Origin of the sequence: Roseibium alexandrii DFL-11, assembly GCF_000158095.2 — a bacterium.
Classification (GTDB): domain Bacteria; phylum Pseudomonadota; class Alphaproteobacteria; order Rhizobiales; family Stappiaceae; genus Roseibium; species Roseibium alexandrii.
In genome coordinates this window covers 3,451,269-3,470,944 of record NZ_CM011002.1, presented here as the reverse complement: position 1 = coordinate 3,470,944, position 19,676 = coordinate 3,451,269, and the positions used below count along the sequence as shown (strand labels likewise).

The window sequence follows — 19,676 nt, the reverse complement described above, 5'->3', positions numbered from 1 at the left end:
TGAGTTCCTAAGGGCTTTGAGTGTTTCCCTTTTGGTAGCAAACGCTCTATAGAGACCTCGTGACATGTCATGGGGCAGGATTGCCAGCTTCTTTTTAAGAACGACTTGAAAGCAGCTCGTTGTCTTGCCCGTGGCCTGTCCGCCGGTAACCGGCCCATCCGGGGCCGACCGGGAACGTGTTTGCCCACTGAACGGCTGCAAAGGAAAGGCAGCGGGGCAGACAGAAGATGTTAAGGACAGATGATGTTTGATATTCATCGTGTAGAAGTTGACTGGGGCGGACGTCCGCTCATTCTCGAAACGGGTAAAGTTGCCCGTCAGGCTGATGGGTCCGTTATGGCGACCTACGGCGAAACCAAGGTTCTGGCGACCGTTGTTTCCGCGAAGGCACCTAGGGCGGGCCAGGATTTTTTCCCGCTCACCGTGAACTACCAGGAAAAGGCATTCGCCGCCGGTAAGATCCCGGGTGGATACTTCAAGCGTGAAGGCCGTCCGTCTGAGCACGAGACCCTGACGTCCCGTTTGATCGACCGCCCGATCCGTCCGCTGTTTGCCGACGGATACAAGAACGACACCCAGGTGGTGATCACCGTGCTGTCGCACGACATGGAAAATGCTCCGGACATCCTAGCCATGGTCGCAGCTTCGGCTGCCCTGACCCTGTCCGGCGTTCCGTTCATGGGCCCGATCGGCGGCGCGCGCGTTGGTTACATCAACGGCGAATATGTTCTGAACCCGCTGGTCGACGATATGCCGGAATCCGCTCTGGATCTGGTTGTCGCAGGGACCTCCGATGCAGTTCTGATGGTTGAGTCCGAAGCCAAGGAACTTGACGAAGAGACGATGCTCGGCGCTGTCATGTTCGGTCATAAGGGCTTCCAGACCGTCATCGACGCGATCATCAAGCTGGCTGAAGCCGGTGCGAAAGAACCGCGCGAATTCACAGCGGCTGACCATTCCGAACTGCTCGGCAAGGTCAAGGCAATCGCGGCTGACGATCTCGCTGCAGCCTACAAGATCACAGCAAAAACCGAGCGCAAGAACGCGGTTGATGCGGCCAAGGCAAAGGTTGTCGAAGCCCTGATCACCAATGCTGCTGAAGGTGAAACGGTTGAGGCAAACGTCCTCGGCGAGCAGTTCAAGAAGTTGGAAGCGGAAATTGTTCGCGGCGGCATTTTGGACACAGGCACCCGCATCGACGGCCGGGATCTCTCCACCGTTCGCCAGATTTCCTCGGAAGTCGGCATTCTGTCGCGTGCGCACGGTTCATCCCTGTTCACCCGCGGTGAGACACAGGGTCTTGTTGTTGCGACCCTCGGCACCGGTGAAGACGAGCAGTTCATCGATCTTCTGGAAGGCACCGTGAAGTCCCACTTCATGCTGCACTACAATTTCCCGCCTTACTCTGTCGGTGAGACCGGCCGTATGGGTTCTCCTGGGCGCCGCGAAATCGGTCACGGCAAACTGGCCTGGCGTGCGATCAACCCGATGCTTCCGGCGCACCACGAGTTCCCGTACACCCTGCGGGTTGTCTCCGAGATCACTGAATCCAACGGCTCGTCCTCCATGGCAACCGTTTGCGGCACATCCCTGTCGCTGATGGATGCCGGCGTTCCGCTCAAGGCACCGGTTGCCGGTATCGCCATGGGTCTGATCAAGGAAGGCGAACGTTTCGCGGTCCTGTCCGACATCCTGGGCGATGAAGATCACCTCGGCGACATGGACTTCAAGGTGGCCGGTTCTGAAAACGGCATCACCGCGCTGCAGATGGACATCAAGATCGACGGTATCACCGAAGAGATCATGAAGGTTGCTCTGGAGCAGGCCAAGGGTGGCCGGATCCACATCCTGGGCGAAATGGCCAACGCCATCACCGAAGCACGCTCCGAGCTTGGTGAGCATGCTCCGCGCATCGAAATGATGAAGATCCCGGTCGACAAGATCCGTGAAGTTATCGGTTCCGGTGGTAAAGTCATTCGCGAGATCGTCGAAAAGACCGGCGCGAAGGTCAATATCGAAGACGACGGCACAGTCAAGATCGCCTCTTCCGATGGTAAGGCCATCAAGGCAGCAGTCAACTGGATCAACTCCATTGCCGCTGAGCCTGAAGTTGGTGTGATCTATGAAGGCACCGTTGTGAAGTGCGTTGACTTTGGTGCTTTCGTTAACTTCTTCGGCGCGAAAGACGGCCTGGTTCACATTTCCCAGCTGGCTCCGAAGAAAGTCGCCAAGGTCACGGACGTGGTCAAGGAAGGCGACAAGGTCTGGGTCAAGCTCATGGGCTTCGACGAGCGCGGCAAGGTCCGCCTGTCCATGAAGGTTGTTGACCAGGAAACAGGTCAGGAAATCCCGAAAGAGCAGAAAGAAGAAGCCTGAGGCTTTTGAGTTTCTGAAGGAACAGGGCGGCGGACGAAAGTCCGCCGCTTTTTTCGTTTGGTTTCCGCCGTTGCTGACCGAGCCATGAAATGGTGCGGGGCTTCGAAAATAAGGCGGCTTTGCGACTGGCTACGGCCTGGAGCATTTGCCTGCAGTTACGAACCTGCTATACCGCTGCCAACTTTGAAGGGAACAAGGTATGGGTTCAATGCGCTTGGTCGTGGTTGGTGCAGGTGGCCGGATGGGGCGGGCCTTGACCCGGGCCGTCACGGATGCTGCGGGAGCAGACGTGGCCGCTGCAATTGAGCAAGAGGGATCGCCGTTCCTAGGTCAGGATGCGGGTGAGCTTGCCGGCGTTGGCGCTTTGAATGTCCCTGTGACTGATGATCCTTTGTCTGCATTTGCAAAAGCCGACGGTGTCTTGGATTTTACAGCCCCAAAAGCAAGTATTTGGTTTGCTGAGCTGGCCGCCCAGGCGCGGATCGTTCATGTTATCGGAACGACTGGTTGGACGCCGGAGGAGGAAACACCTCTTCGCGCCGCTGCAAGGCACGCACGGATTATCAAATCCGGCAACATGAGCCTTGGCGTCAATTTGCTGGCGAGCCTTGTGCGCAAGGCGGCAGCGGCGTTGGACGCAGACTTTGATATCGAAGTTCTGGAGATGCATCACAAACACAAGGTAGATGCGCCGTCTGGCACGGCTTTGCTTCTCGGCGAAGCTGCCGCAGAAGGCCGCGGAATCGATCTCCAGACCCATTCAGTTCGAAGCCGCGACGGTATTATGGACCCGCGAAAGACCGGCGATATCGGTTTTGCGACCCTTCGGGGCGGATCCGTCATAGGAGAGCACTCCGTAATTTTCGCCGGTGAAGGCGAGCGGATTGAGCTAACCCACCGGGCTGAAGACCGCCAGCTGTTTGCACGCGGAGCGGTCAAGGCAGCTCTGTGGGGCTTCGACCAGAAACCCGGATTTTATTCCATGGCCGACGTTCTTGGCCTGGACACCTGATCAATTCAAGATGATCCACCCAAGGAGATCTGCATGGAACGCCTGCTAGTGCTTGTCCGCCACGGACAGAGCGAATGGAACCTGAAAAACCTGTTTACAGGCTGGAAAGACCCGGGTTTGACCGACCAGGGTGTTGCCGAAGCGCATAAGGCGGGCGAGCAGCTGCGGGATCTGAAACTGAATTTCGATCTGGCCTTTACGTCGGTGTTGTCCCGTGCCCAGAAAACGCTTGGGATCATCCTCGAAGAGCTTGACCAAATCGGCCTCGAAACTCTCAAGGATCAGGCTCTGAACGAGCGTGACTATGGCGATTTGACCGGTATGAACAAAGATGAGGCCCGGGAAAAGTTCGGCGAGGAACAGGTTCACATCTGGCGCCGGTCCTACGACATTCCGCCCCCGGGAGGCGAAAGCCTCAAAATGACCGCCGAACGTGTTCTGCCGTACTACAAAGCCGAGATATTGCCGCGCGTCCTGTCTGGCAAGCGTACGATCGTTGCTGCTCACGGCAATTCGCTGCGGTCGCTCATCATGGAACTGGAAGGGCTGAGCCCGGAAGAAATCCTGAAGCGGGAGCTCGGGACCGGCACGCCGATCATCTATCGCCTGGATGAAGACGGAAAAGTCATCAGCGTCCAGGACCTGGCCGCCTAAGGATTACAAAACTCATGAGAAAAAAGGCGGCTGGTGGGCCGCCTTTTTTGTTCAAACTTCAAACCCATTCTGCGCTGCAAGGTTTTTCAGCGGCCGCTCCGGGCGGGCGCCGACGTGCTTGATAACGCTGGAGGCACAGATGCAGCCGAGCTCAGCCGCAGTGGTGAGCGAGTAATCTCGTGCAAGACCAAACAGGAAGCCGGCGGCGAAGAGATCGCCGGCGCCGGTAAGGTCAACGACATTATCAACCTGCTGGGCGGGAACCTTGACGGTCTCCTCGGGTGTGATGATCATCGCGCCGTCTTTGCCGAGCGTAAGGGCGGTCATTGCGCCGCTTTCACGCGCGGCAGAAATGGCCGTGTCCAGGTCTCCCGTTTGATAAAGCGCCTTGATTTCATGCTCATTGGCGAACATCAGATCAACGACGCCGTCTGACAGCAGCCCGGTAAACTCATCCCGGTAACGGTCAACACAGAAGGAGTCGGACAAGGTGATTGCCACTTTACGATCATGCTTGTGCGCAATCTCTGCGGCCGCGAGGAAAGCTTTCTTTGCCTCTTCCGGATCCCACAAATAACCTTCCATGTAGGTGACTGCGGCAGCGGCAACTACGTCTTCATCAACATCTGATGGGCTGAACTCCGTGCACGCGCCAAGATATGTGTTCATGGTGCGCTCACCGTCCGGAGTGATCAGGATCATTGAGCGGGCAGTAGGCTTCCATTCACGAAGGCGCGGGGTGTTGTAGTACACACCTGTGCCGTTCATGTCGTGATAGTAGCTGTCGCCAAGTTCGTCTTCGGCGACTTTCCCGAAATATGCTGGGCGGCCCCCGAGAGAGGCAATTCCGGCCGCTGTGTTGCCAGCGCTGCCGCCGGAGATGCGGACCGTTTGGCCCATCTTGTTGAACAAGGCCACAGCTTCATCGGTCTCGATGAGCCGCATGGACCCTTTGACCAGGCCCTCCTGGAGAAGAAAGTCTTCCTCGACATGGGCGAATACATCACAAATAGCATTGCCGATGCACAGGGCATCAAAACGAATTTCGGTCATTGGGTCCTCTAAAGGGTCCTGAAAGAATGGGCGTCGCCCTTAAGATTGCGGATTGGGTCTTAAGGCCCGGTTAGCTTCCGGTTCACGAATTTTGTCGCGGAACGGGCTTGCCCGGTAAACACCAACTATCTTGAGCTCCGCGCAGAAGAAGGCGAGCTCTTCCAAAGCCAGCGCAACATGCGGATCGTTGGGGTGCCCTTCGATGTCCGCGTAGAACATGGACGCGAAGAACTGCCCCTCCAGCTGGTAGGATTCCAGCTTGGTCATGTTCACATTGTTCGTCGCAAAACCGCCGAGCGCCTTGTACAGAGCGGCCGGCACGTTGCGGACCCGAAAAATGAAGGTGCTTATTACCGGTTGGCCGTTGTGGGCTGCCTCCATTTTGTCGCGGGAAAGGATCACAAACCGTGTGGTGTTGTGTGCCTCGTCTTCCACATCTTCACGCAGTATATCGAGACCGTAGATATCAGCGGCCATCCGTGGAGCGAGTGCTGCATGGGTGGGATCGCCCAGCTCGGCAATCTGACGAGCCGAGCCGGCGGTGTCGGCGCCAACAACAGCGTTCAAACCCAGTTCCCGAATGATGTTCCGGCATTGCCCCAGCGCATGAACGTGGCTTTGTACCGTTGTAAGATTTTCGATCTTGGTTCCTTTTGGAGCCATCAGCTGGAACCGAATCGGCATGAAGTACTCGCCGATGATGTGCAGATTTGAACCAGGCAGAAGATGGTGAATGTCCGCGACACGGCCCGCGACAGAGTTCTCGATCGGGATCATCGCCAGGTCGGCTTTGCCGTCCGCCATTGCCGAAAAACAGTCTTCAAACGTCGCGCAGGGAATGGCTTCGTAGTCGGGATAAACGTCACGGCAAGCCATGTGGGAGTTGGCGCCGGTTTCGCCCTGGAAGACGATTTTTTTCGCATTGCTCATTGATGTATCCAGCTTTGGTGCGGCGTTTTAAAAGGATTGATAGGCTGTTCGGGCCCGTTCTAGATCTTCAGGTGTGTTCACGTCCATAGGCGCGGAGGCAATCTCCGATACATCGATCCGCATACCGGCCTCGAGCGCGCGCAATTGTTCCAGTTTTTCCCGCTTTTCCAGTGGTGACGGCGACAGGGAGACAAAACGCGCCAGAACGGCGCGGCGATAGGCATAGATGCCGATGTGCTGATAAAGCGGGCCGTCGCCAACCGGCGCGGTTGCGCGGGTAAAATAAAGCGCCCGGTTGTGCCCGTGCCCGTTCGGTGTCGTGACCGCTTTCACGAAGTTCGGGTCGTCGCGGAACCGTGCATCCCGGATTTCGGTCATGATGGTGCCAATGTCTACCCCCGGGATCGAAAGGGGCGCGAAGGCGGCCCGAATCGCTTCAGGCTCAATCAGAGGCACATCACCCTGAACATTCAACACAGTGTCGTGTTTCTGATCGGGGTCCAGGGTCTGCGCAGCTTCAAAGATGCGATCTGAACCAGATTCATGGTCATCCCGAGTCATGACTGCGGTTCCGCCGTGATCCCGGACAGCCTCAGCGATACTCGCGTCATCAGTCGCAATAGCGACCGGTCCGATATCTGCGTTGAGGGCCTGCTCGAGCACCCGTACGATCATGGGTTTTCCGCAAATATCCGCCAATGGCTTCCGGGGCAGGCGTGTTGCGGCCAATCGGGCCGGAACAATAACAAGGGCAGAGCTCAATCCAGTCTCCTTTGGCGGGTTTTTTGGCCGGAAAACTGTGTTTTTCCGGGGGCGCGTCCGAATGTCGTACACGTTGCCCTTTTAAAGCTATGGACAGCGAGGTCAAAAAATTTGTAGGTTCCGGCAAAATTCGAGGAGCTGATAGGGTTCGTGACCTCAAGTTACGGGCCCGGACGCGTATGAGCTTGGAGCCGGAGAGAATGGATTCCTTCACGCTGAACAAGGCCGCTGGTGCGGTTCTTATGGTGCTTATTCTGACTATGGGTTTGGGAATTGTGTCCGACATAATTTTCAAACCGACGATCCCGGGCAAGCCCGGCTATGAAATTGTCGTGGCCGCCGCGGAAGATTCAACGTCAGAAGTCACACCGGAGCCGGATGTCGTTCCGATTGGCGAGTTGCTCATGGCCGCTGCTGCAAGTGATGGCGAGAGTGCTGCAAAGAAATGTGCGGCGTGCCATACTTTCGAGCAGGGCGGCGCGAACAAAGTCGGCCCGAACCTGTGGGAAATCGTCGGTCGTAAACCGGGCGGTGTTGATGGCGTAAATTACTCCAGCGCAATGGCGGCATACGGCGAAGAAAATCCGGAGTGGACCTACGAGGGCCTTTATAACTTCCTCGCGGCCCCGAAAAAATACATCCCTGGCACGTCCATGGGTTTTGCAGGTATCCGCAAGTCTGAAGAGCGGGCTGACCTGATTGCGTACATGCGCGAGCAGGCTGCAACACCAAAGCCGCTTCCGGGAGAATAATCCCAATAAGCACTGGTGAATTGCTGTGACTACATTTGAAAGCCGGGCAATTGCCCGGTTTTTTTATTTCGATTTGAAGGAAAATTAAGTTTTGTGACGTTACGTATCATTTAGGTAATATTGGCAGGAACGACAATCCAATTGGATTGGGCAAGCATGAACGCACTGCGTCAGTTTTTTGTACATAGTAATGGGGCGTGGGTTGCTTCGCTGACGGCGGTGATTTGCTTTCTGGCTGGGATCGCGGTTACGGCGCATGTCGGGTACACGGTGCGCAGCGAAATCATGTCTCAAAACAAACGCCAGGCCGTAGCCAATCTTTCAGAAGTCCGCGCCAAGCTTGAAGGTGAACTCAACCGTACAGTTGCTTATGGTATCGGTCTGCGGGCTAATGTCATTGAGTCTTCCAAAGAGCCGTTTAATGCGCGCAAATACGATGCGATCGCATCTGATTTGATTGATGAAAATCCTGTCATAAGATCGATCGGACTTGCGCCGGACAATATTCTGCAGGCTGTCTATCCGTATCAGCCCAACCAGTCGGCCATAGGCTTGGACTACCGATTGAACACAAGCCAATGGCCTGCAATCAGACAGGCCATGCTTTCCCGGGAGATCGTCATTGCCGGACCCTTGGAACTTGTACAGGGCGGTCGGGCGCTTTTGATCCGGATCCCCGTATTCCCACCGTCCGAACTCGGGCAACCCATGCCGGAGCGCCCATACTGGGGTGTGTTGTCGCTCGTGGTCGATGAAGCGGGCCTGATGCAAGCCGCTGGTATCGCTGACACTGTCAAACAGCTGCGGATTGGGATCGTGGACAAAGCTGCATCCACACCGGAAAAAGCGCATATATTCGGAAGCTTCGGTTTGATGGATATTGACAGCGTAAGTCTTCCGTTGAACCTGCCCGGCGGTTTGAAATGGGAAGTGCTGGGCTATCCAGAAAACGGCTGGAACAGCAATGAACGCAGCATCTGGATCACTCAGCTTGTCGGGAGTTTGATTTCGCTTCTGTTCGGCGCAATGGCGTTTTTGCTGATCAGCGAGGTTTACAAGGTTCGCTCAATGGCGTTGCACGACCCGCTGACTGGTTTGGCAAATCGGCGGCTCTTGGAAGACAGGATGCTCCAATTGGCGGTCATGTCCGATCGGACCGGGTCCGGATTTGAGATCTTTTATGTAGACCTTGATGCGTTTAAACCGATCAACGACAACTATGGACATGCGGCTGGAGATCAGTTGCTGGTCGAAATCGGTCACCGGCTGCAGCAGCAGACACGGCAGACAGATACGGTTGCCCGTGTGGGCGGTGATGAGTTTATCGTTTTGACCCCTGGAAACATGCGCCGCCTGGAGCGCGAAGCTTTTTTGGAGCGTCTGGGCGAACGCCTTTCAGAGGTTTTTGAGTTCTCCGGTGTGCGCATCGGCGTCAGTGCCAGTATTGGCAGTGCAAGCTTTCCAAGCGATGCAGGCACCATTGACGATCTGCTCAGAGTTGCCGACAGCCGGATGTACAGCCAAAAGACCAAGGGGCGGAAAAAACCGGAAACCGTCTCCGGCAACGAACTTCCGCAAACCGGTTAAATTTATGTCATATCACGCTTAATGGGTGGTTTTTTGGTCACCGCTCCCTAAACTGTTTCCGTACCGCGAACCAGCGGCCCGGATAACAGCAACGGAGCAAGTGATGCGAGCCGCTTGGCGTGCAACCGAAAAACCAGCGGTTACGGCAATACTGACGGGAGTTTTGTTGCTGGTCGCTGCAATTGCAAATCCTGCGGCGGCGCAAGATCCTCAGTGGAAACATGCTGCGGCTTTGAACGGTACGCCGAAATACGGCCCTGATGCCGAACATTTTGACTATGTGAATCCGCATGCGCCAAAAGGCGGCACAGTGCGTCTCGCAGCCCGCGGCGGGTTCGACACATTCAACTTCCTGCCGCCCAAAGGTCAGCCTGCGCCCGGGATCCTGAATATCTACGAGAGCCTGATGGAGCCGTCTCTCGATGAAGACGACATCAGTGCGCAGTACGGCGTTCTGGCAGATGGCGTCAGATACCCGGAAGACTATTCATGGGTCGAATACCGAATGAACCCGAACGCCAAGTGGCATGACGGGCAGCCGGTGACGGCCGAAGATGTGATCTGGTCGTTTGAAAAATCAATCGAACTCAATCCGCAGCGGAAGTTCTACTATAAAAACGTCACGAATGCCGAAATCGTTGACGGCAATATCGTTCGGTTCACGTTCGACACATCCGGCAACCGGGAACTTCCCAAGATCATGGGTCAACTCACCATCCTGCCAAAGCATTGGTGGGACGGAACCAATGACAAGGGTGAGCCTCGGGATCTCTCCAAGAGTTCGCTAGAGCCGCCCCTGGGATCCGGTCAATACCGGATCAAGGATTTTTCGGCGAACCGGCAAGTGATCTACGAGCGGGTCGACGATTATTGGGGCGGGGATTTGCCGATCCGGGCCGGAACAGGAAACTTCGACGAGATCCGGTACGTCATCTTTCTGGACGATGCGGTTCAGTTCGAAGGCTTCAAAGGCGATCAATACGATTTTCATACCGAACGCAGCTCAAGCCAGTGGGCAAAGCGTTATGATTTTCCAGCCCTCCGCGACGGGCGGGTTGTGCGCGAGATCTTTCCGGACCGATCCACCGGCGTGATGCAGGGATACTTCCTGAACCTCAGGAGAGACAAGTTCAAGAACCCGGACGTGCGCCGGGCGCTGAACTATGCCTATGATTTTGAAACGACCAACGAAATCATCTCCGCCAACCTTCTGAAACGCGTGAACTCCTATTTCTCCGGGACAGAACTGGCCTCGTCCGGTCTGCCGACTGGCAAGGAACTGGAAATTCTTGAAGAGGTTCGCGATCAGGTGCCGCCGGAAGTCTTTACCGAAGAATTCAAGAATCCGGTCGGCGGTTCACCGCAAAATGTCCGGGCCAATTTGCGTGAGGCCGTCAAGCTTCTGCGCGGTGCCGGTTACAAACTCGAAGGGCGCCATATGGTCGACGAGACGACCGGTGAGCAGCTCACGATCGAGTTTCTTTACCGCGACAAGGCCAGTGAGCGCTCTCTGCTGCCCTACGCAAAAAATCTGGAGAGTATCGGCATCAAGGCTGTCTTGCGGCTTGCCGATACGTCCCAGTTTATTAATCGGGTTCGGGCGCGCGACTTCGACGCGACGACCTTGGCGATTGGGCAGTCCCTGTCACCGGGGAACGAGCAACGGGAGTATTGGGGGTCTGTCTCTGCCGACAATGCGAGCTCAGCCAACTACGGCGGCATCAAAAATCCGGCCATCGATCACCTGATCGACAAGGTTATCTTCGCAGAGGATCGGGAGACCCTTGTTGCTGCGACCCACGCCTTGGACCGCGTCCTCTTATGGAATCAATACGTTGTGCCGCAGTTCTATGTCGATGAAACCCGAACAGCGCGCTGGGACCGGTTCTCCCATCCTGAAAAAATGCCGGAATACAGCACTGGGTTCCCGGAGATCTGGTGGTATGACGAAGAAAAGGCAGCAAAAACCGGAGCCGTGCAATGACGAACCGTCAGGGGCCGGACAGACGGCAGGTCTTGAAGCTTTCCGCGGCAACGGCGCTTGCGACTGCATCCGGGCCACTGCTCTCTCGAGCTGCATATGCAGCAGGTGGGGGCACCGGTCCACGTCACGGCCTTTCAGTTTTTGGAGACCTGAAATACGGGCCGGACTTTACGCACTTTGACTACGTCAACCCGGATGCGCCGGAGGGCGGCACGTTCAATTTCCAAGCGCCATACTGGTCCTTCAATCAGAACGTTCTGACTTACAACACCTTCAATTCTTTCATTTTGAAAGGGGATGCGCCGCCGCGGATGGAGCTGTGTTTCGACACTCTCATGGTCCGGGCCTATGATGAACCGGATGCGGTTTACGGGCTCGTCGCAGAAAGTGTTGAGGTCTCCGAAGACGGTAATCGCTTCATCTTCAATTTGCGGCCTGAAGCAAAGTTTCATGATGGCTCAAAGCTGACGGCCGAAGACGTCGCATTTTCCATGCTGCTTCTCAAAGAGCATGGCCACCCGAACATCAGCCAGCCCATGCGGGTTCTGACCGATGCGGAAGTGCTCGATGAACATCGCGTCGCTCTGCAGTTTGACGGGACACAGTCCCGCAATTATCCGCTCGGTGTTGCAGCTGGATATCCGATCTTTTCAAAACGCTACTACACGGCCTACGACTTTGAGCAGAGCACACTGACCCCGCCGCTGTCATCGGGCCCTTATAAAGTCGGAAAACACGCTGTCGGGCGTTTCGTCGAATACCACAAGGTCAATGACTACTGGGCCAATGATCTGCCAGTGCTGCGCGGACAGAAAAATTTCCAGATTGTGCGTGTGGAATTTTTCCGCGAGCGTCAGGTCGCCTTTGAGGCTTTCAAAAAAGGAACCGTTCGCTACCGCGAGGAATTTTCGTCAAAAAACTGGGCGACCGAATACAATTTTCCGGCGGTCGAAGATGGTCGGGTGGTGACAAAGGTCTTTCCGGACGGCCGTCCCTCCGGCGCGCAAGGCTGGTTTCTCAACACGCGCCGCGACAAGTTCAAGGACCCCCGTGTGCGCGAAGCTCTTGGCTATGCGTTCGACTTTGAATGGTCCAACAAGAACCTCTTTTACGATCTTTATCAAAGAACGCAGTCGTACTTCGAAAACTCGAAGATGAAGGCCGAAGGAGTGCCCCAGGGCGCGGAGCTGGCTTTGTTGGAGCCTTACCGGGATCAGCTGCCGGAAGCTGTCTTCGGGGAGCCCGTGACGCCGCCGGTCAGCGATGGGTCGGGCTTTGACCGTGGACTGCTGCGCCAGGCCAATGAGCTTTTGCGGGAGGCAGGATACACGCGCGACGGCTCAAACCTTGTCGGACCAGACGGCAAGCCGTTCACGATCGAGTTTTTGAACAACACGACGTCGTTTGAACGGATCGTCAATCCATTCATCAAGAACCTGAAACGGCTCGGTGTCGACGCAACTTTCCGGGTTGTGGACGGAGCCCAGTATCAGGCCCGCTTGAACGAGTTCGACTTCGATATAGCCAGCCGCCGGTTTGCATTTAGTGCCACATTGTCTGATCCGATCCGGGAGTACTGGACCACCCGTTCAGCCAGTGTGCCGGGCAGCAGCAACCTTGCCGGCATTTCCGATCCTGTGATTGATGCCCTGACCGACAAAGTCCTGGCGGCGCAGTCCAAGGAGGAAATGGTCACCGCGGCCCGGGCGATCGACCGTGTGTTGCGTGCCGGTTACTATTGGATCCCGCAATGGTACAAGAACACCCACTCGGTAGCCATCTGGGACATGTTCGGGTTTCCACCGGAACCTCCAAAGTATTTCTTCCCCGTGGAAGATCTTTGGTGGATAGATCCAGAAAAAGCCAAAATCATTGAAGATGCCGGTTAGAAAATAACAGACACTCTCTAAGCTCGGTTTTCGAGCTGAGATGCAAAGGGATAAAAAGACCCCTATGGGCGCTTATATTCTCCGCCGTTTGTTGCTCATGATCCCGACCCTCGTCGGGATCATGGCAATCAATTTTTTCATCATCCAGTTTGCACCCGGTGGACCGGTTGAACGCGTCATTGCGCAGATCTCCGGCACGGATGTCGACGCGACATCGCGCATCAGCGGTGGCGGCAGCGATATGGGAAACATCGGCAATGAATCGTCCGGCGCAAGCGCGGGCGGTGGCGACAGTGTGACGTCCAAGTATCGCGGCGCTCAGGGGCTGGATCCGGAATTCATCAAGGAGCTGGAAGCACAATTCGGGTTCGACAAGCCGCCGTTGGAACGGTTCCTGAACATGCTCTGGAATTATGCGCGGTTTGATTTCGGAGACAGTTATTTCCGGGACATTCGCATCCTCGACCTGATCGCCGAAAAACTGCCCGTGTCGATTTCGCTCGGTCTCTGGATGACGCTGATTTCCTATGCGGTCTCGATCCCGCTTGGCATCCGCAAGGCGGTGAGCGATGGCTCGCGCTTTGATGTTTGGACCTCCGGGGTCATCGTGGTCGCCTATGCGATCCCAGGGTTCCTGTTTGCGGTTCTTTTGATCGTTCTCTTCGCCGGCGGGTCCTTCTGGGACATCTTCCCGCTGAGGGGATTGGTGTCCGACAATTGGGAGAGCCTGTCCTGGCCGGAACGGATCCTCGACTATTTCTGGCACCTGGCCTTGCCGCTGACAGCGATGGTTCTGTCGGCTTTTGCGACGACAACGCTGCTCACCAAGAACTCCTTCCTGGATGAGATCCGCAAGCAGTACGTGATTACCGCGCGCGCAAAAGGGTTGACGGAAAGCCAGGTTCTCTACGGCCATGTGTTCCGGAACGCGATGCTGATCGTGGTGGCCGGTTTCCCGGGTGCTTTCATCTCGTCCTTCTTTGCCGGCTCGCTGTTGATCGAGACGATATTCTCGCTGGATGGTCTCGGGCTGCTCGGGTTTGAATCCATCATCAATCGCGATTACGCGGTGGTCTTTGCAACGTTGTACATTTTCTCGTTGATGGGACTTCTGGTGAACCTCATCTCTGACCTCACCTACACCTGGATCGATCCACGGATCGATTTTGAAAGCCGGGAGGTGTGAGGAAATGGACAGTCGTCTGAACAAGGACCTCGAAAACGCCGGCTACGATGTGTTGAACCCGCTGGCGGAGGAAACGGCACCACCGCCCAAAAAGATGCGCCTGTCGCCGATCAATCAACGGCGCCTTGCCAACTTCAAGGCCAATCGCCGGGGCTACTGGTCGCTCTGGATTTTTTTAGTGCTGTTTGTGCTCGCCATGGGCGCCGAGTTCGTGACCAACGACCGGCCGATCCTCGTTTCCTACAATGGCGAGCTGCTGGCTCCGGTCTTTGTCGATTATCCCGAAGAAAAGTTTGGCGGCTTTTTGGCGATCACCGACTATCGGGATCCGTTCATCCAGGAAGAGATCGAAGCGAACGGCTGGATGCTCTGGCCGGCTGTGCGGTACTCCTACCGGACGGTGAACCATGAGATACCGGTACCCGCTCCCGCTCCGCCGTCGTGGATGCTGGATAAGCAAGAGCGCTGTCAGCGCTACCCGCTGGGTGCGGACGACCCGAACTGCGTCATGGGCAACTGGAACTGGCTCGGCACAGACGATCAGGGCCGCGACGTTCTGGCGCGTCTTGTCTACGGCTTCCGCATCTCGGTTCTGTTTGGTCTGGCCCTGACGCTGGCATCTTCGGTGATCGGCATCGCTGCCGGAGCCGTGCAGGGCTATTATGGTGGCTGGGTGGACCTGATCTTCCAGCGTTTTATCGAAATCTGGACAGCCATCCCGACGCTGTATCTCATCCTGATTGTGTCCTCGGTTCTCATTCCAGGATTCTGGACGCTCTTCACAATCCTGCTCGCCTTCTCCTGGGTGGCGCTGGTTGGTGTCGTTCGCGCCGAGTTTCTGCGTGGTCGGAATTTTGAATACATATCGGCGGCGCGCGCGCTGGGCGTTTCCAACGGCGTGATCATGTGGCGGCACCTGTTGCCGAACGCGATGGTTGCCACTCTGACCTTCATGCCCTTCATCCTGAACGGATCCATCTCGACCCTAACGGCGCTGGACTTTCTTGGCTTTGGTCTGCCGCCGGGATCTGCATCGCTTGGCGAACTGCTTGCGCAGGGCAAGAACAACCTTCAGGCGCCGTGGCTGGGCATCACCGGGTTCATGGTGATCTCGCTGATGCTGAGTTTGTTGATTTTCATTGGCGAAGCCGTGCGCGATGCATTCGATCCGCGCAAGAGCCTGGCATAGGGAGGCAGAGATGACCAAGGACACGCTCGTTTCCGTTCAGGATCTCTCGGTCGCCTTCACGCAAGGCGGCAGAGAAACACTTGCAGTCGACCGGATTTCCTTTGACATCAACAAGGGCGAAACCGTTGCGCTGGTTGGCGAAAGTGGGTCCGGGAAATCCGTCTCGGCTTTGTCGGTCCTGAAACTTCTACCGTACCCGGCCGCCTCTCACCCGACGGGCAAAATCGTCAAGGATGGCGTTGACCTACTGCAGGCAAATGCCAACGAGATGCGCAAGGTGCGAGGCAACGAGATCTCGATGATCTTCCAGGAGCCGATGACCTCGCTCAACCCCTTGCATACGGTCGAGCGTCAGATCTCCGAGATCCTGAAGGTGCATCGGGGCATGAGTGATACCAAGGCCCGCGAGCGGGTTCTGGAGCTCATGAATCAGGTCGGCATCCGCGATCCGGAAACCCGCCTTGGCTCTTATCCGCACCAGCTTTCCGGCGGGCAGCGGCAGCGCGTCATGATCGCGATGGCGCTCGCGAACGAGCCGGATCTACTGATCGCCGATGAACCGACAACGGCACTCGATGTGACGGTGCAAGCGCAGATCCTGGAACTTTTGAAGGATCTGCAACGTCAGCAAGGCATGGCCATGCTGTTCATCACCCATGACCTCGGTATCGTCCGCAAGTTTGCGGACCGGGTCTGCGTCATGACCGGTGGCAAGATCGTCGAGCAGGGACCGGTTGCCGAGATTTTCGACAATCCGCAACACGACTACACCAAGCATCTTTTGGCGGCAGAGCCAAAGGGCAATCCGCCGGAAACGGACAAGACCAAGCCGATTGTGGTTCAGGCCGATGACCTGAAGGTCTGGTTCCCGATCAAGCGGGGGTTCTTGCGCCGGACCGTTGACCATGTAAAGGCGGTCGATGGCATTGACGTCACCGTCCGCGAGGGACAAACGCTCGGGATTGTGGGGGAAAGTGGATCGGGTAAGACCACGCTCGGGCTTGCGATCTTGAGAATGATTTCCTCCACCGGGCGCATCGCCTTCAATGGTCAGGACATTCAGGAAAACTCCTGGAAGGAAATGCGGCCGTTGCGTCGGGACATACAGATCGTGTTTCAGGATCCGTTCGGTGCGCTTTCCCCGCGTATGTCAGTCGCAGATATTGTCGGGGAAGGGCTGCAGGTGCACTTCCCGGGCATCTCTTCAGAGGAGCGGGACCGGAAAGTTGCCAGAGCGCTGGAAGAGGTGGGCCTTGATGCTTCCACGCGTCACCGCTACCCGCATGAGTTTTCCGGTGGTCAGCGCCAGCGGATCTCTATTGCCCGGGCCATGGTTTTGGAGCCAAAATTCGTCATGCTGGATGAGCCCACGTCTGCTTTGGACATGAGTGTTCAGGCGCAGGTGGTCGATCTCTTGCGAGACCTGCAAAAAGCGCACGGACTGGCGTATCTCTTCATTTCCCACGATTTGAAAGTGGTAAGGGCACTTGCAAATGAAGTGGTCGTAATGCGTCAGGGCAAGGTGGTGGAATCCGGCTCGGCCGAAAAAATCTTCGATGCGCCGGAAACCGATTACACGAAGGCTCTCATGGCAGCCGCATTCCGGCTGGAGACGGCCCCTGAAGGTGTGGTGAGCGTGTAGACGGTAAGCGGTGCAATGCGAGGGCGTTTGGACAAGATGCAGTCTCAAGCGTTAAATGATCAGGAGCGTTGTGATGTTGAAGCAGTTAGCGGTTCTTGCGGTTTTGGGAACCATCACTGGAAGTACCGCAAACGGGCAAGACCATAGTGCTCACCACACAAGCCCCTACGCTGGTTTTGAAGAGCGAAAAATAAAAAGCCTGTCTGAGCAGGACATAACCGAGCTGCAGCGGGGGGGAGGCTGGGGCTTTGCGCTGCCAGCAGAACTCAATGGACTTCCAGGACCGGCACATGTGCTCGAACACAAAGACGATTTGGGCTTGTCCATGGAGCAGATTGTAGCCGTGCAAGCAATTTACGACGAGATGAAACAGGAAGCGATCGACGGCGGGGAGCGATTCATAGAAGCGGAAGCCGCACTCAGTCGTGCTTTTGAATCGGAGGATCTCTCTGAGGTGGACTTGCGTTCGCGTATTGAAGCGGCGGAAAAAGCGCGGGCTGATCTGCGCTATGTTCACCTGTCTCGCCACCTCTCTACGGCCAAATTAATGACCGAAGACCAAATTAGACAATATATGATGTCGCGCGGCTATGTAGAAGATCCGTGTACCAGTGTGCCGGAGGGGCATAGCGCTGAAATGTGGCGGAAGCACAATGGCTGCAAGTAACGCCATGCGTTAGGTATATTTTCGACAAATGGTTTCAAGCAGCATCCGGGCACCGCTCCAATCCTCCTCCATCACCTATTTCCGCCATCTGTTCTTCCAGATCGAAGTTGCGCAAGAGTGTTACAAACCCGCCCAATTCTGCTGCCTTTAAGAAGGTGCTGACACGGACTTCGGAAGGCTTTTCGTCGGTCAGAAGACAGCCAGTCACACCGATGCTCAAGCTGCCCTCAATTTTCTCCCGGTCGCTTTTGGACATAGATGCCATGTGCTTTTGAAAACTACGGAAGAACGGCACGTTTTCCTCCGGGATTCGGTAGATTTCCAGGCGATAACCGGTCTGCAGTTCCTGCGATAACTCTGCCTTGTCCGCCTTGGAATCTGTTTCCTCAAAGGCAAGTTTTTCTTCCATCAAGACAGCACCATCCGTCTTGCGTTTGATCGTCAGGGCCATGGTCGCCCCACCTTCGGGAATACGGATTGCATCCGGGTATTTGACCGCGAGACGCAAAGCGCCGGGGTCCGTTTCCAGCATGTCGAACTGGCTTAGCTTGGCAATGGTCGCCAAAGGAACGTGGCCACACGCCGACATCAAACCGCCAAGCATGAGGACCAGAACCAGCTTGGCAATTCCCGGTCGAGCGTGCGTTTTGTGAGCAAACATCAGTATCTCCCGAAAAATCGGGATGATTATTATCGCAAAACAATAAGAAATAAAATCAAAAAATTAATATAAGTGTCAATTACCCTACCCAGCAGGTCGCAAAGAAGCCATTCTTCTCCTGATCTACACCGATGGAGCGACGGGTCTTGAAACCGATGAGACCATCTGCACCGCCAACATCATGACCATCGCCTTCAAGGCGCAATTGAAGATTGCGCACAGCGCCTCGGGTGGTGTCCTTCATTGGTTTCCAATCGCCCATAAAGCTTTTGTTCGAGCCATACCGGTCTGCAAGGTGACCGACGAACAGCGCGTAGGTGTCGCTCTCGTTGTATTCCTTGATAACGTAGAAATTCTCAGTTGCGATGAAAGCCGGACCATAGCGGCCGGCAGGGAGCAAGATGTTGCCCGGCTGGTTGATCTCGTGATTTGGGAACGGGCGCCCACTGACACGTGTGACACCTTCAGCGACGAATTTCGAGATCGGTTGCCGGTTGTCCGGCCCTTCGCGGGTGCAGGAGACAGTGTTCGGCAAGCGTACCTCGTAGCCCCAGTCCCGGCCGTTTACCCAGCCATGTTTGGCCAGATAGTTTGCGATTGACGCCATTGTATCCACTTCCGACGTCCAGATGTTCCGCCGTCCATCGCCGTCAAAGTCGACGGCATATTTCAGAAACGAAGACGGCAAAAACTGGGGCTGTCCCATGGCGCCACCCCAAGAGCTGCGCAGGGTTTTTCTGGAAACGTCGCCATTTTGCAGGATTTGCAAGGCGGCAATCAATTCGCCTTTGAAGAAATCAGCCCGCTGACCCATAAAGGCCCGGGTTGCAAGAACACGAACGGCATCATGTGGGATCTTGGCACCGCCATAGCCGGATTCCCTGGCCCAGATCGCAAGTATGATACGTTTCGGAACACCGTACCGCGTTTCTATCATTTGAAGCGTTGACGCGTGCTTTTGCATAAGCCGGCGGCCGCCGGGAACGAGTGCATTGAACTGGCTGTTGCGGAAATAGCGGGCCGGCGAGCGAAATTCAGCCTGGAAATTGACTTTGGGAGGAGCACCCTTGCCACCTGGACCAACGAGGCCCGGCAGCGATGTATCTGGTGTCAGGCCCCTCAGTTCTCTGTCCAATGTTGACTGGGAAACACCCGCTTGTCTTGCCGCTGGGACTACAGCCGAAGCCAGGAACTGACGGAATTGCTGGTCGTACTGGCCGGCGATTGCCAGACCTGATGGCAAGATTGAAAGGCTGAGGGCGAGCGTGGCAAGGCGCAGCGCTTTGGCAATCACGGCTTAGTCTCCATAGGTCGGGAGCGCAGAGACTATCA

Annotated in this window: 16 protein-coding genes; 11 read left to right on the top strand and 5 right to left on the bottom strand. The window is 56.1% G+C overall.

The window, feature by feature from the left end; genetic code table 11:
* Nucleotides 1–243 precede the first annotated feature (243 nt).
* The 3 genes from pnp (at nucleotide 244) to SADFL11_RS15980 (ending at nucleotide 4,042) form a co-directional block, all read left to right on the top strand.
* Complete coding sequence (gene pnp / locus SADFL11_RS15990) at nucleotides 244–2,376, top strand: polyribonucleotide nucleotidyltransferase (RefSeq protein ID WP_040452728.1); 2,133 nt, start codon at nucleotides 244–246, stop codon at nucleotides 2,374–2,376.
* 199 nt (nucleotides 2,377–2,575) lie between these two features.
* A complete protein-coding gene (gene dapB / locus SADFL11_RS15985; RefSeq protein ID WP_040451316.1) occupies nucleotides 2,576–3,388 on the top strand; it encodes a 4-hydroxy-tetrahydrodipicolinate reductase in 813 nt (270 codons plus the stop codon).
* 33 nt (nucleotides 3,389–3,421) lie between these two features.
* Complete coding sequence (locus SADFL11_RS15980) at nucleotides 3,422–4,042, top strand: 2,3-bisphosphoglycerate-dependent phosphoglycerate mutase (protein ID WP_008192481.1); 621 nt, start codon at nucleotides 3,422–3,424, stop codon at nucleotides 4,040–4,042.
* 51 nt (nucleotides 4,043–4,093) lie between these two features.
* Here the strand turns inward: SADFL11_RS15980 and SADFL11_RS15975 are convergent, their stop codons facing one another.
* The 3 genes from SADFL11_RS15975 to SADFL11_RS15965 are packed head-to-tail and all read right to left on the bottom strand — an operon-like array spanning nucleotide 4,094 to nucleotide 6,787.
* Nucleotides 4,094–5,095 carry an adenosine kinase gene (locus SADFL11_RS15975; RefSeq protein ID WP_008197404.1) on the bottom strand — a complete coding sequence of 334 codons (1,002 nt, stop codon included), beginning with the start codon at nucleotides 5,093–5,095 and terminating at the stop codon, nucleotides 4,094–4,096.
* A 39-nt stretch (nucleotides 5,096–5,134) separates the two neighbouring features.
* On the bottom strand, nucleotides 5,135–6,025 hold the full coding sequence (locus tag SADFL11_RS15970; RefSeq protein ID WP_008188838.1) for a prephenate dehydratase: 891 nt from the start codon (nucleotides 6,023–6,025) through the stop codon (nucleotides 5,135–5,137).
* Nucleotides 6,026–6,052: 27 nt separating this feature from the next.
* The gene (locus tag SADFL11_RS15965; RefSeq protein ID WP_040452729.1) at nucleotides 6,053–6,787 is read right to left on the bottom strand and encodes a 3-deoxy-manno-octulosonate cytidylyltransferase; all 735 of its coding nucleotides are present in this window, start codon (nucleotides 6,785–6,787) and stop codon (nucleotides 6,053–6,055) included.
* 200 nt (nucleotides 6,788–6,987) lie between these two features.
* Between SADFL11_RS15965 and SADFL11_RS15960 the strand changes: the two genes are divergently transcribed.
* From SADFL11_RS15960 to SADFL11_RS15925, 8 genes are all read left to right on the top strand, one after another.
* Nucleotides 6,988–7,539, top strand: a complete 552-nt coding sequence (locus SADFL11_RS15960) for a c-type cytochrome (RefSeq protein WP_008189097.1) — start codon at nucleotides 6,988–6,990, stop codon at nucleotides 7,537–7,539.
* Nucleotides 7,540–7,695: 156 nt separating this feature from the next.
* Nucleotides 7,696–9,126: a diguanylate cyclase domain-containing protein gene (locus SADFL11_RS15955; protein WP_134853056.1), complete on the top strand. Its 1,431-nt coding sequence runs from the start codon at nucleotides 7,696–7,698 to the stop codon at nucleotides 9,124–9,126.
* A 103-nt stretch (nucleotides 9,127–9,229) separates the two neighbouring features.
* The gene (locus SADFL11_RS15950; RefSeq protein ID WP_008189551.1) at nucleotides 9,230–11,110 is read left to right on the top strand and encodes an extracellular solute-binding protein; all 1,881 of its coding nucleotides are present in this window, start codon (nucleotides 9,230–9,232) and stop codon (nucleotides 11,108–11,110) included.
* The gene (locus SADFL11_RS15945) at nucleotides 11,107–12,999 is read left to right on the top strand and encodes an extracellular solute-binding protein (protein ID WP_008197321.1); all 1,893 of its coding nucleotides are present in this window, start codon (nucleotides 11,107–11,109) and stop codon (nucleotides 12,997–12,999) included. Before SADFL11_RS15950 ends, SADFL11_RS15945 begins: the two co-directional genes overlap by 4 nt.
* A 64-nt stretch (nucleotides 13,000–13,063) precedes the next feature.
* Nucleotides 13,064–14,185, top strand: coding sequence for a microcin C ABC transporter permease YejB (locus SADFL11_RS15940; RefSeq protein WP_040451318.1), 1,122 nt, complete (start codon nucleotides 13,064–13,066; stop codon nucleotides 14,183–14,185).
* Between the two features lie 94 nt (nucleotides 14,186–14,279).
* Entirely contained in the window at nucleotides 14,280–15,374 is a 1,095-nt protein-coding gene (locus SADFL11_RS15935) for an ABC transporter permease (protein WP_186009084.1), read from the top strand.
* 10 nt (nucleotides 15,375–15,384) lie between these two features.
* Nucleotides 15,385–17,016, top strand: a complete 1,632-nt coding sequence (locus tag SADFL11_RS15930; protein ID WP_008189969.1) for an ABC transporter ATP-binding protein — start codon at nucleotides 15,385–15,387, stop codon at nucleotides 17,014–17,016.
* 73 nt (nucleotides 17,017–17,089) lie between these two features.
* A complete protein-coding gene (locus SADFL11_RS15925; protein WP_008193745.1) occupies nucleotides 17,090–17,683 on the top strand; it encodes a hypothetical protein in 594 nt (197 codons plus the stop codon).
* Nucleotides 17,684–17,717: 34 nt separating this feature from the next.
* On the opposite strand, the gene SADFL11_RS15920 is transcribed toward SADFL11_RS15925, so the two are convergent.
* Nucleotides 17,718–18,344 carry a hypothetical protein gene (locus SADFL11_RS15920; protein WP_008196126.1) on the bottom strand — a complete coding sequence of 209 codons (627 nt, stop codon included), beginning with the start codon at nucleotides 18,342–18,344 and terminating at the stop codon, nucleotides 17,718–17,720.
* Between the two features lie 79 nt (nucleotides 18,345–18,423).
* Entirely contained in the window at nucleotides 18,424–19,638 is a 1,215-nt protein-coding gene (locus SADFL11_RS15915; protein WP_008194090.1) for a lytic murein transglycosylase, read from the bottom strand.
* Nucleotides 19,639–19,676: the final 38 nt, after the last annotated feature.

Excerpts from the sequence above, each read along its gene's own strand:
- pnp (WP_040452728.1), top strand. The coding sequence starts at position 244 with ATGTTTGATATTCATCGTGTAGAAGTTGACTGGGGCGGACGTCCGCTC.
- dapB (WP_040451316.1), top strand. The coding sequence starts at position 2,576 with ATGGGTTCAATGCGCTTGGTCGTGGTTGGTGCAGGTGGCCGGATGGGG.
- SADFL11_RS15980 (WP_008192481.1), top strand. The coding sequence starts at position 3,422 with ATGGAACGCCTGCTAGTGCTTGTCCGCCACGGACAGAGCGAATGGAAC.
- SADFL11_RS15975 (WP_008197404.1), bottom strand. The coding sequence starts at position 5,095 with ATGACCGAAATTCGTTTTGATGCCCTGTGCATCGGCAATGCTATTTGT.
- SADFL11_RS15970 (WP_008188838.1), bottom strand. The coding sequence starts at position 6,025 with ATGAGCAATGCGAAAAAAATCGTCTTCCAGGGCGAAACCGGCGCCAAC.
- SADFL11_RS15960 (WP_008189097.1), top strand. The coding sequence starts at position 6,988 with ATGGATTCCTTCACGCTGAACAAGGCCGCTGGTGCGGTTCTTATGGTG.
- SADFL11_RS15955 (WP_134853056.1), top strand. The coding sequence starts at position 7,696 with ATGAACGCACTGCGTCAGTTTTTTGTACATAGTAATGGGGCGTGGGTT.
- SADFL11_RS15950 (WP_008189551.1), top strand. The coding sequence starts at position 9,230 with ATGCGAGCCGCTTGGCGTGCAACCGAAAAACCAGCGGTTACGGCAATA.
- SADFL11_RS15945 (WP_008197321.1), top strand. The coding sequence starts at position 11,107 with ATGACGAACCGTCAGGGGCCGGACAGACGGCAGGTCTTGAAGCTTTCC.
- SADFL11_RS15940 (WP_040451318.1), top strand. The coding sequence starts at position 13,064 with ATGGGCGCTTATATTCTCCGCCGTTTGTTGCTCATGATCCCGACCCTC.
- SADFL11_RS15935 (WP_186009084.1), top strand. The coding sequence starts at position 14,280 with ATGCGCCTGTCGCCGATCAATCAACGGCGCCTTGCCAACTTCAAGGCC.
- SADFL11_RS15930 (WP_008189969.1), top strand. The coding sequence starts at position 15,385 with ATGACCAAGGACACGCTCGTTTCCGTTCAGGATCTCTCGGTCGCCTTC.
- SADFL11_RS15925 (WP_008193745.1), top strand. The coding sequence starts at position 17,090 with ATGTTGAAGCAGTTAGCGGTTCTTGCGGTTTTGGGAACCATCACTGGA.
- SADFL11_RS15920 (WP_008196126.1), bottom strand. The coding sequence starts at position 18,344 with ATGTTTGCTCACAAAACGCACGCTCGACCGGGAATTGCCAAGCTGGTT.